At 50.2% G+C, this 12,309-nt stretch carries 7 protein-coding genes; 1 reads left to right on the top strand and 6 read right to left on the bottom strand.

What is annotated here, in order from left to right:
* Positions 1 to 129 precede the first annotated feature (129 nt).
* Positions 130 to 774, top strand: a complete 645-nt coding sequence (locus tag AB1656_02720; GenBank protein ID MEW6234277.1) for a hypothetical protein — start codon at positions 130 to 132, stop codon at positions 772 to 774.
* 33 nt (positions 775 to 807) lie between these two features.
* Here the strand turns inward: AB1656_02720 and AB1656_02715 are convergent, their stop codons facing one another.
* The 6 genes from AB1656_02715 to AB1656_02690 all read right to left on the bottom strand — a co-directional run bounded on the left by AB1656_02715 (position 808) and on the right by AB1656_02690 (position 11,906).
* Positions 808 to 2,028: an anion transporter gene (locus tag AB1656_02715; GenBank protein ID MEW6234276.1), complete on the bottom strand. Its 1,221-nt coding sequence runs from the start codon at positions 2,026 to 2,028 to the stop codon at positions 808 to 810.
* Positions 2,029 to 2,239: 211 nt separating this feature from the next.
* A complete protein-coding gene (locus tag AB1656_02710) occupies positions 2,240 to 3,187 on the bottom strand; it encodes a class I SAM-dependent methyltransferase (protein ID MEW6234275.1) in 948 nt (315 codons plus the stop codon).
* Positions 3,188 to 3,216: 29 nt separating this feature from the next.
* Positions 3,217 to 4,323 carry a glycosyltransferase family 4 protein gene (locus AB1656_02705; GenBank protein ID MEW6234274.1) on the bottom strand — a complete coding sequence of 369 codons (1,107 nt, stop codon included), beginning with the start codon at positions 4,321 to 4,323 and terminating at the stop codon, positions 3,217 to 3,219.
* 86 nt (positions 4,324 to 4,409) lie between these two features.
* Positions 4,410 to 5,540, bottom strand: coding sequence for a hypothetical protein (locus tag AB1656_02700; protein ID MEW6234273.1), 1,131 nt, complete (start codon positions 5,538 to 5,540; stop codon positions 4,410 to 4,412).
* Between the two features lie 473 nt (positions 5,541 to 6,013).
* Positions 6,014 to 10,000, bottom strand: coding sequence for an FG-GAP-like repeat-containing protein (locus tag AB1656_02695; protein MEW6234272.1), 3,987 nt, complete (start codon positions 9,998 to 10,000; stop codon positions 6,014 to 6,016).
* A 115-nt stretch (positions 10,001 to 10,115) separates the two neighbouring features.
* Positions 10,116 to 11,906, bottom strand: a complete 1,791-nt coding sequence (locus AB1656_02690; protein ID MEW6234271.1) for a sulfatase — start codon at positions 11,904 to 11,906, stop codon at positions 10,116 to 10,118.
* Between the last annotated feature and the right edge of the window lie 403 nt (positions 11,907 to 12,309).

Genomic DNA, 12,309 nt, shown 5'->3' with positions numbered 1-12,309 from the left:
CAAAAATGGTTTAATTTTCTTTTCAATTCTCCCCCCAAGCTTGGGGGGAGTTAGAGGGGGGTTGATTTTGTTAGACTTATCTCAACCCCTCCTAACCTCCCCCAAGCTTGGGGGAGGAATAATATAGCTTTGCAAGAGGCTCATCATATAAAGATTACTATGCAAAACATCACTCCCGAATTTTGTCTTCGCTTGGCTATTGGTTTAGGCTTATTCGCTTTTGGCTGGACGCTTTTCCGCATGGGCTTGAACGCCGTCGGCTTCGGACTCGGCTTTCTCTTTGGCTTCAGTTTTTACCAAATGCTCATTACTCTGGCGCCCGAAATCAACCCTGATCTCATCCGATATTTTCCCACGCATCCGATTGCGCCTTATATTGCTGGCGCTGTGACCGGCGTCTTGGGCGTCATTCTCTCCAAGCGCCTATTCGCGGCGGCCATTTTCCTCGCCGCCTTCGCCGGTTCCCTATATATCCTCTACGCCGACAAAGGCCAGCGGGAACTCGTTGAACGGCTCTTCGCCGCCATAGGCGTCCTCGATTCGCTCAACCGCACGCTGGGAGAAGCCTGGCCCGCCGTCCTGGCTCTCATCATTTCCGTCCTCTTCATTCTAGCGCAGAAACAAATCGTCATCGCCCTCACCGCTTGCGCCGGAGGCTACTTCATCGCCGATTCCATCAACGTCCCCATCGCCTTCCTCCCCCTAAGCTCCATCGGTTATCTCATTCAGCAGAAGCAGAAAAAGCGCAAAGTAAAAATTGTCAAGGAAGAATGAAGCCGATTCCTAGCCACAATCCGCTATTCGTTGTTAATGCATAACAGCCCGCATCCCCAACCAAACCGCCGCGATGGCCAAAGTCAATATCGTAATGGGAATCCCCGCGCGCGCGTGTTCTTTCCAGCCGATGCGGATGCCGCATTGCGCCGCTTTGTCGACTACAATGATATTGGCGATGCTGCCGACGATGATGAGATTGCCCGCCAGCGTACTGCTCAACGCCAATACCGGACCAGCGAGCGGATGTGTGGCGGCGGGCATAAGCAGCATCACCGCCGGTACGTTGGAAACCAAATTGGAAAGGACAACCGTCGCGCCGAAAAGCCAGGCGGGATGGTGCAAATCGGCGCCGCTGTTCGCCAAGCGCAAAATCCCGGCCGCCGCCAAACCCGTCGCATTCAACGCATGATTCACCACGAACAGACCGATAAACAAAACCAACACATGCCAATCCACCAATCCCAGCATGTTCCGCGACTCCATCTTGCGGCTCGTCAACAGAATCCCCGCCGCCGCCAGCGCCGCCGCCTCCCTTGGCCACGGCGTAAAGAGAAAAACGGCGAGCAGCAGCGCAAGTATAACTAATCCTTTTCCGCTTTGCCAAAGATTGAAAACGGGCGCTACCACTTCCGGCAAGCGGAATTCGCATCGCCATCGACCCCGATAATTCCAACAGATAATCCCCCAAGCTCCGAAAAGACCTAACGCAGCGGGAATGGCGCCGTCTAGCAGATAGCCGCGGAAGGAGAGTTTCAATCCCTGCCCGATCAGCATATTTTGCGGATTGCCGATCAGCGTCGCCGCCGATCCTATATTGGACGCACAGGCCAGTGCGATCAGGAAAGGAACTGGATTCAGCTTCTTCTTCGCGCAGCCTTCAATCAGAATCGGCGCCATCGCCAAACAAACGATGTCATTAGCCAATAGAGCCGAGAGCAGCCCGGAAATATAGACCAACAACAAAAGAATCCGCTCCGGAGAATAAGGCGAAGCGGCGAGCGCCCGCGTCACGGCGACGTAAAATCCCCCCAACCTGAACTGGGACGAAACCACCATCAGCCCGAAAAGCAAGGCGATCGTCGAAACATCCACCGCATTCCACGCCTCGATGGGCGAAGCGGCCCCCGTCAGGATCACGGCGATCGCCCCGATCAAGGCAATCCCCGTGCGATCCAAAACCAAACCCGGAATCCCGCCCAAAATCATTCCGGCGTAGACGAAGATAAAAATGCAAAAAACGGGGATTTCCATGCGGCTCCATGCAGGTAGGGAAAAATTCGGTATGTTGTTCCGTAATGGAACTTAGTTGGATATGAAAAATTATAACTGAAGGCTGTTATTCCTGAAGATGGGGATTATGTCCTTAATAAAACCATAAAAAGAGTTTTTCTTATTCATGTTCACATTAAAAAGAAATCCCGTTATTAACGCGAACCAAGCTTCGCAGTAATAAGAGGAGTCCTCAATCTCCCTTCTTGATCCCCGTCATATAGAAATACTGGATATTGAAGAAAAACCAGGATAATTCCATCATCGTCCGGCCCAATGCGCCGCCGCCTCCCAGCAGCGCCATTGCTTTATCTATCCGCGCCGCTTTCATTCCCCTTAAAACAGCGCGGGCGGCGCGATGCTTTCCTGAACGTTGCAACGCTTCTTCGGGAAACAGCGCCTCTTCCAATTGAAAATATTCCGTGGGATGGATGGGATAATAGGACGAAGCGTATTCGATCCCATTTTCCCTAAACCATCGCATCACCTGCCCCCCCGTATGATAGGTTTCATGGGGATGCGCGTATTGATCGCTGATTAGACTGCGGATCCGCTCTTTTTCCGAATCCGGAGTCCCCAAAAAATACAACCGCTCCGCCGTCTCTACTCGCCTCTCGATATCCTCCCCCGCGATTCGCGCCACCCTTGCCCGCCGCAGCCGGTGCCGCAACCGCCCGTAGCGGTGATACAAGCTGACGATGATCCTCCCGCCAGGACGCAAGGCGGAAGCAATGCGGCAAAATCCCCGGTAGGCGTCTTCCGTATGATGCAATACACCACGCGACAAAACCAGGTCGAATTTCTGTTCGGGAAAGGGGAGATCGAAGACGGAGCCAAGGCGAAATTCGATGTTGAGGAAACCGCCGCGTTCCGCCCGTTCTTTAGCCATTTCCAGGGATGCGCTTGTCAAGTCTAACGCCTTTACGTCTTTACATCTAGAAGCCAAGTAAGCGGCGACAATTCCCGTCCCACACCCAGCGTCAAGGGCGGACGCATTACGCAATTCATCCGGCGATACTCGCAAGAACGCCAGCGCCCGTCGAAAATTCTCCACGACCTCTGTTTCCAATCCGGGACCGGGAAACGGATATCTCGTGTAAAGCCCCTTCACTTCCTGGGGTACATTGATTGCTTCGGACATAAGGCCTTCCGTCCTGTATTCATCGCTTTTCATTCATAAGAATTCTGTAAGTCCTTCATAATACGATAGATATCCGCAGCAATTTTTTCTACGTTATGGTTTTCCAGCGCAAACCGCCGCGCATTGGCGCTGTATTCCTTCCATTCGCGTTCGTCTTCCAGCAGCCGCCGCGCCGCCGCCGTCAAATCATTGAAATTATGTCCCGCTTGAATCCCCATCCGGTTGGATTCCAACAAACCGTCGGGATTGATATGCTGCGTTATCACCGGCGCGCCCCATTTGAAGCATTGCACATAGGTATTAGGATAACCCTCCCGCACCGAGGTATTCGCCATAATCCGGTGAGAGGCGAACAGCGGCTCCGTTTCCTCGTAAGGAATGCCGGGAATAAACGTCACGTTCGGCAAGCGCGCCGCCCGCGCCGATAGTTCTTCGAACATCTCCGGAACGTTCGACTTCTGGCAAACCATTGTGAACGAATGCTCCGGCAACGCTTCCGCCAGGTCGAGAAAAACCTTCGGCCCTTTCCAATACTCGCATCGCCCCACCCAAAGAACGCCTTTTTTATTCTCCGGAACCGCCGCCGGCATGGGATGCGCCGACCGCATGACGACGCTCTCTTTTCCGTAATGCTCCCGCAGTTTCTCCTTTTGCCATTGCGATTGAGCAATGACGAAATCGGCGCGCTTCATTCCTCGCCGCAACAACCATCCGCCGATTAGTCCCAGCCGCTTTTCATTCGTTCCGTCTACGTCCCAATCATGGCAGGTCATGAAGAGATACGGTTTTCGCTTCCGGCTCGCCGCCATGGCGGTCAGTCCCGACTCCACGCCCCCCCCGCGCTGCAAAAATAAATCCGTATCCAAGCCAACGAGTTGGCGATACAAATCCCGCATCCCCAAAACCATCCGCAGCGCCGGATTCTCGCGGTAGGGAATCTTATACACCCTTATCCCCTCGCTCTCGAACGTCTCCGCCGGACCATGCCCCCGCGTAATGAACTGAACCGTATTTTCGGGATTCTTCGCCAATTCCCGCGAAAGAAAATAAAGTTGCAATTCCGCCCCCCCAAAAAACTGAGTCTCTTCCGGCCGAAACAACTTAAACGCCCACAACGAGGCTACGGTGATTTTCATATTGATCCGTCATACCAACAGAATAAAGGCGGCTCTATGCAGCGAGCCGCGCCTAATTCCAACCATAGCGTAACAGATTTTTATTTTCAATCCGCCGCGCCGCTTGCCGATAGAATCATATCCGCATCCCAAAAATACGGCGAATCCATTCTCGCTTGCAAGGAGATGTCATCTATGGCCACGCCGGAACTACCCCCGCGCACTTGCAATATCATCATCGGCGCCTGCGCTCCTTCCTCCGTAAAAAGCACGGGGCACTCCACCCGCATCCACGCATCGCCGGGCAGGGAAGCGACGGGATAATCCACATACCCCACCGTCCCCGTCGCGCCGCTGAAAAGGGCGATGGAAAAAATCCCCTCCGTTCCCCGCACGCGCCGAACATACGCTTGAGCGTAAATCTTCACTGGATTGGTTCGCAAATCCATACTATTCGCCTTCAACGGCAGCGGCGCTAAAACCTGGATTACATCGTTTGGCGATTGCGTTCCCAACAAAAGCGCCTGCGCCGTGGATGCCGGAAAGATTGACCGATTAAAGTTAGCGTTTAGCAGTACTATGCCGCCTTCCGTCGATGGTGGTTTGTTGATTAATACGAAATCCATCCCCTTTCCGAAATCTTCCGTCGCCGTCAACGCCGTAGATCCTAACGCAAACTCCCGTTCGCTGAAATTGGAAAGCATACGCAACCGCTTCACAGTAATCGACGATTCCCCTTCCTTCGGCCCCACGAATTGCAGCAAGAGAATAGCTTGATCGGAAAGGCATTCGTACTCCAACGAATAATCACGCCCATCCATAGGAATATCCTTGCCATATGTCAGATTCACCCCCAGGCGGTTCATATCCACCCCATCCACTAAAGCCGCCGCTGCTTGTTCCGGCGTCGCTCCGGCGATGGCAACGTTGCAGGTAAATAGAACGGTGGAAGGCGAAACCGGTATGGGATCGGACCAAAATCGAATCGCTTCTCCCGCCTTCAACCGGATCGTCAGCTGATCGGCGGTAAACGTCAGTTCTACCATCCCCATTGGGTAATTATCCACCGGCAACAAGTTCAGCCCCATATCCTGGGGTATAGCAGCCGAGAAATCCTTCCCCGAAGCATGAGCCGATACTCCCACGGGAACAATGACGGCATCGAAATCCTCGTCCGATAAAGGCGTCTGCGCATAAACGAAGCCATTCCCCCCTAGCCATAAGGCGGCAAATAACACGAAAAAATATCTATAGCCAAATTTAGGAATATGTCGAAAGAATACGCGCAAAATCCCCTCTTCCTCTGGGAGAAGGCTAGGGTGAGGGATGTTAACGCCCAAATTACATTTTACCCTTCTCTTTTCTTTATTATGTTCATTAGAGAGAAGAGCAAACGCTTCCCGCATAAACAATTTTCTCATTGTTTCGAACCTCTTTTGACGCTAAACATGTCGACGAATATCCTCTAGCGCTCCTTTATCTTTTCCCATAAAAATAAAGATTAATCCGTGAGGTTTTTGCAAAAATAATAATATCCGCTTTTAAATTCCCCCCCAAGCTTGGGGAGAGTTAGAGGGGGGTTGATTTAGTTAGACTTAAAACAACCCCCTCCTAACCTCCCCCAAGCTTGGGGGAGGAATAATAGAGTTTTGCAAGAGGTTCCCGTGATAGTTGTTTTTCATCATTCATCATTCATCATTCATCATTCCTATCACCGTATCGCCGCGCTTTGATTTTCATATATGACGATATCGTTCATCAAACTGCGCGCGATCGAAATATCCACTTTTCCATCGCCGTTCATATCATGCAGCGCAACGGCGTAATCCTCCGTTTTGGAAGCGGAAACGCTGACTAGAATTTGCGCCGCTTCCGCGTAAACCATCGGCTCTCCGCCACATGCGATATTCAAAACCAATCCATCCTGGTTGCGTTGCAGAACCATATAATCCAACAAGCCATTCCCGTCGAAATCGGCGAATTCAATGGCGTCGACCAAGCCGGTGGGGAAAGGATGAATCTCGCCCGTCCGCTCGAACGTCCCATCGCCCAGGCCATGCAAAAGAAGCGTCGCGCCGCTGTAGAGTAAAAGACCCATATCGAGAATGCCATCGCCGTCGAAATCGTGAAAGACGGCTTCGCGGGGATAATTTCCCTTGTAATCCTGATCTGTTTTGATGGTATCGATCAACGTAAAACCGCCAGCAACAAAACGATATATGACGGCTTGCTCGACGCCATCGGCCGTCCGGACTCCCGCCAGCGTCTCCATTTTGCCATCACCGTCCAGGTCGCGGCCTTTAAGGAAATAGGTGGAGCCTAACGTATCGGTTCGCCCGGCGATCAGCAACGCTCCATCGCGATAGGCGACAGCCATCAAAGAAGTTCGAGTACGCGCCACCGCTTCCGACCGCCCATCGCCGTCGAGATCGCCCGCCGCCAGAGCTTGCAAACGGATTCCCCGATTCACGTCGAAGATAGTGGGAATATTTTCCTCGCTTAAATCCAACTCCACCTTTTTGACGAAATTCCCCTCTGGAGTGCGTAAGAAAAGCGAAAGCGTCTCTTCCGCCGTATTCAGAACGAAGACGTCCGCCAGTCCATCACCATCGGCATCTCCCACGGCCAGATTCGCCGCTCCATATCCGGCATCGAAAGCATACTCTGCCGCATAAGCCCCGCCCTCGCGCCGAAGCCACGCCGCTACGCCATCATCGTAATAAACAGTCAATAGTTCAGACGTTCCCTCTCCCTCTGGCGTTAAACCAGGATTCGGATATTTAACGATATCCATCGGCCCCGCAAAGCCGGTAACCGCCGCCGCCCGCGAAAAGACGAAAGCGCCGCTGCATTCGGGCGTAGGCGAAACCGTCGCCGTCCAAGTTGGTGTGGGCGTCCAATTGGGATTCGGCGTCGGCATCGGAGTCCGTGTCGGAGCCGGTGAAAAAGTAGGTGTGACTGTGGGAGTATAAGTCAACGTATTCGTCGGCGTAAATGATGGCGTAACCGTCGCAGTATGCGTTGGCGTCAAGGTTGAAGTCCATGTCGGCGTAACCGTTGGCGTCCAACTTGGGGTTGCGGTAAATGTCGCCGTCATTGTTGGCGTTGCGGTTGGAATTAAAGTCGGAGTCCGGCTGGGAGTACTTGTAAACGCCGCTGTTGGCATATGGGTAGAACTAGGCGTTGCGCTAAACGTTGGCGTAACCGTAGGCGACGGCGATGGCGTGTTAGAAGGCAGAGCCGTGGGCGCCGCAACGATTCGCCGCGCCCGGAAGGGAAGCGGAACCACTTCACCCTCCAGCGCTCCATCTCGATAAATCGTAAAAGACGTATTGGGATTAATGATGATGTTTTTAATCCCTTTCGGTAATGGCGTTCGCACTTCCCACACTAATTGCTCCGACGCGCCGCGAAACACAAAATCATTTAAACGATACGAACTTTGATAGACGTTCGATCCCGGAGAAAAAATCACCGGCGGGGCCATAAACGTCCGCAATAGAAAAGAGGAAACCTTCACCCGCAATTCCGCCGCCGCCGCATCCTTTCCATCCGTTACGATCAACTTCAATAAACCATAATCACCCGTCCGCTCGAACGCCCCGCAAGACAAGCGATGCTCTCCGTCGATCGCAAATTGGGGAGGCGAAGGCGATTCGATCCGCCATTGCAGTTGATCCACAGGCGTATCGGGATCGTAAACGAACTCGTCCAGATCGAGCAGAAACGGCGCCGCCACTCCTTGGAGCAAACGCAGATCGGGAAGAGGCTTCACAATCTGCAGTCCGGAAGGAGTAGGAGTACTCGCCGCTAATGTTGGCGTCTGTGTAGGACTCGCCGTGGCGGTAAACGTCATCGTAGGCGCAGGCGGCGTATTCGTCGGCGTAGGAGTAATTGTTTTCGTCGATGTCGGCGTCCGGCTGTGCGTCGCCGTCCGAGTTGGCACCTTTGTCGAAGTAAAAGTAGCCGTTCTGATTGGCGTAGGCGTCTTCGTCATCGTTGGCGTCGCTGTCAGCCAGGGCGTAAACGTATTTGTAGCCGTCCGCGTCGCTGTCGGCGTTCTTGTTGGCATAGGCGTTCTTTGAGGCGTTTGTATTAATGGCGTATCCGACGGCTCAGGGAAAAATGTCGGCGTTTCAACCGGTTCAGGAGTCGCCGTAGGCGTCGCCTCTACGATCTCTTCCGCCTTACTGACGTAGAGTATCTCGCTAGGACTAGCGTATCCCCACTGCGTAATGGCCGTATAGTGAAAAACGCCCGCACTATCCGTCTCCGCCCCCAACGCTAGCGCCACATCGAATCCATTCCCCGGATCCGTCACATTATCTTTATCTCCATCGCGAATCACGAAAGGAACTGCTTTATTGTTTGTAAATATCTCCTCTCCATATTTAACGATTTTATAAGGAAAGGAATCTTGATTTCCCATCCTCCATTCCGTGACTTTATAATCGATAACTTTCATATCCAGCGATTCGAATCCGATGCCGACGTAACGGCTCTTCTCCGTTGTCGCCTGCTTAATGTCATTAAAGACGTATAGAAATGGCTTTTCGGGATTATCGATCTTCAATGCCGCATAATAATACAATCCTTCGGAAGGATCCATTTTCGGATTGATATATCGGATAATCTTCGGCGGTTTGGAATTCGGCCCCAAGGGCGTAAACTCGTAATCCTGGCGTAGAACGTAAGAATGGGTGGCGTCCTCGACCAATTGTTGCGATAACGAAACGGAATAATCCCCGATCATAAAATAGCTGCGCCAGGAGTTTTCCGAAGCGTACTCCACATCCACTGTCGGCAAACGCCCTCCAGGCATTAGCCCTCCCGACGTCAAATTCTTTGCGGGAAAATAATCCATAGAAGATAGAAATACGCCTGGATCGTCCAGATAGAGAGCGGAATGGTACATGGTCCGGTTTTCTTTCGCATCTTCGCTGGATCGGAACTTCGCCCCCATCGCCGAACCGATGCTTTGATCACCAAAACAGCCATAGCCATCCGTTTGCAAGAAAATACTTTGCGTAGCGCTTTCAATTCGATAGGAAGTCAACTTCGCCAGATCGAATTCGATAGACCACGACGCTAAAGTACCGGAAACGGATGATTGATGGTCAGTGATATTCAAGGTCCACTCGCCTGAAAAATCACGGCCTGCGAAATTAGAAAAAGAACCTGTGAATGGAGTATAAGGATAATCGAATGTTCCCTGTATTCCAGAAAAACTAGCGGGAATCCCCGGCTGACCCATTGGATGCAAAGTCGCATAAGCCAAGTTGTTAGGGCTGCTCAACGTTACTTCTAAAAATTCCGGTTTCGGATGGCGAATATCGACGCTCACCGTCGCTTCAGCAACGATTCCGTAACTCAATCCTCCGATATTAATTGGAAAGGAATGTAATTTTCCGTCATTTAAGATGGAAACATTCGTATATTCGTAAGGGATAGTTAAATGAGAAGGCGCCTGACCGGCGCCATCAAGAGGAAAAAACCAAAAAGACAAAAAAACAATGAGCGATTGTCTCAATAATTCAAACAAACCGATAGCAACGGCGGAAAATTTACCCATGATTCCATTATCGGCATAACCCCGCAACGAATTGAATCCCTGCTCTTTCTGCGCTTTTTGATTATAGAAATAATCCCATCTCACTTCAGCGCGCAATAACAATATAGCATGTTCCCAGCGGTTCATCCGAGATTAGCGCCATTATTACAACTCAAAAAACGATCATCATCCTAAAGCCGTAACGAAGCAGATTGGCTTTGGCTAAATACGATCCAGTGCATTTCTATATTGAATCGAAAGCTTATGGCGTCGCCTTCTCAATATCCGCCGTAGCGCTCTGAACCTCTTTTTTGCTGGATTGAGCGGTATACCCTAAATGTTCTAAACTTTCCATAAATGCGGGATCGCTGATGGGAACGCTTCTCAACTCCAATTCGTCGAACGAAGATATGTCGCCCAGTTTTTTGATGCGATCGATAACCGGCGGCGGTTCTACGCGCTTTCTCATCTCCTCAAGCAGAGAAATTATCCTAGGTAAAAATGTTGCGTCTTCCAGCAGTTCCTTCTTAATAAAATGATCTTCATCGCTTTTTAGCAAGTAAGTTTTTAACTCTTCCGCATTCGGGATCATCTTCATGCGAGCTATGATTTCCGTGGGTTGTATATCATAATTGATTCCCGATTGTCTTTCGATTTCTTTTCCCCAGATAAAGCAACCGGCGGGAGATTTTTCATCCGGATCGTCGATAAGGTCGTAAATAAAAACGCGCGATTCCTTCAATTTGGCTTTTGCGTGATATTCCCGGTCTCTCAATTCCCATACCGTTTTAAATCGATCGTCCCACGCCGCTATCTCCGTATAATATAATCCCTCGGCATGATGAATCTTAGGATAATCGATTTTCTTCTTTTCCCATAACGGACGCAGCGATCGCCCCTCGAAGCAATTTTTCGCGATGAAATTATCTCTTTTCCCTAAGACATCTAGTATCGTTGGCGCGATATCGATTAACGAAACATACTTATCCACCACTTTCCCTTTCGGTAACTTTTTCGGATAGAAGAAAATCAAAGGCACATGCAAATCCGTCTTGCGTAAAAACCAATGATCGAAATAGATGCCATGATCGCCATGATTCTCTCCATGATCCACCGTTACTACGATTAACGTATTTTCATCGATCATTAACCTTTTCAAAGCATCCAACAAACGTTGGATGTGCGAATCCGTATAACTGATTTCCGCTCCGTATTCCTTTTTATAATAATCGAGGTCCGTGTACTTCCGACCCCATTCGAGGATCGTTCCGCTCCATTCGTTACGGAACAGGGCGTTTTTCATACTTGGATTTTCGGGATTCTTGGGATCTCCTTGATAATACATGCGGTGAAAATCGCCATCGGCGTCATAGGGAGCATGGGGATCGTAATAATGAATCCAGAGAAAGAATGGATCGTTATGAATGGATTCAAGCCACTGAATAGCGGCATTGGTCGTTACGGAGGCGGACCGGGTTAAGACGGATAACTCCTCGATTCCTCGTTCCAACCTCCAGGCGGGATCGTTTTGCATGTACGCATCGAATCCTTTTCCCAAACCGGACGTCTTATCGGCTAAATGAAATACGCTCACGGCGGCGCCCGTCTTATAACCCATCTCCAGAAAGATTTCCGGCAGCCTGGGAATCCTTTCCGCAAGATGATAGTCGTTATTGATAACGCCATGTTCGTAAGGATAAAGCGATGTCAGTATCGAGGCATGAGAAGGAGTCGTCGTCGACATGGGAGCGTAAGCATTATCGAATTTAATCCCTTCATTCGCCATTTGATCGATGCATGGCGTCTGTATCCATGTATTTCCATAGCTATGAAGATAATCGGCTCTTAGAGTATCGACTGTGATTAGAATTACATTCGTTTTTTTATTTTTCGTATGAGTCTCGGTTCTGCCATTCGACGTCAAAACCGGATTTCCCCATAACGCCCAGTCGTTTACGATATTTTTTGAATCATCCTCCGGTCCAGGAGTGGTTTCGAATATTATAGAAGCTGTAACGTCCTTGATTTCTCCGAATTCGATATGCCCATCCATCCATCTTCTTTCGCTAGCATTTTCTTTTGGATTGATGTATTGGCTAAATAATGTTTCCTTCGTCTTTCCTGGAATGATGGCGGATATTTTAAAAAGAACGCCATCGCCTTCCTTGTTCCAGCACTCTTCCCTTATTCCGTAGAAAAAATCGATCGAGGCTTTGTCGCCAATATAAATATTATTATAAGTAATCGAGCTTTTCGGATGCTGGAAAATGCAATTTCGCGGAATTCCATTTATTTCATAAAAGGCTGGAAAAACTCCAAATTTTATGGATTGTATTTCCGCTTGATCTAAAAGTAGTATGAAATCCTTCGTTCTATCCACAGATACTAGGGAACTGGATTTACCGAACTCTTGACAAGAGGCAAGAGTTAAAAACAGCAAATAGAGAATTATAATT

The sequence above is a fragment of the Candidatus Omnitrophota bacterium genome, assembly GCA_040755155.1.
In the GTDB taxonomy this organism is placed as follows: domain Bacteria; phylum Hinthialibacterota; class Hinthialibacteria; order Hinthialibacterales; family Hinthialibacteraceae; genus JBFMBP01.
The sequence above is the reverse complement of the archived record's forward strand: the minus strand, read 5'-3'. Positions and strand labels throughout refer to the sequence as shown.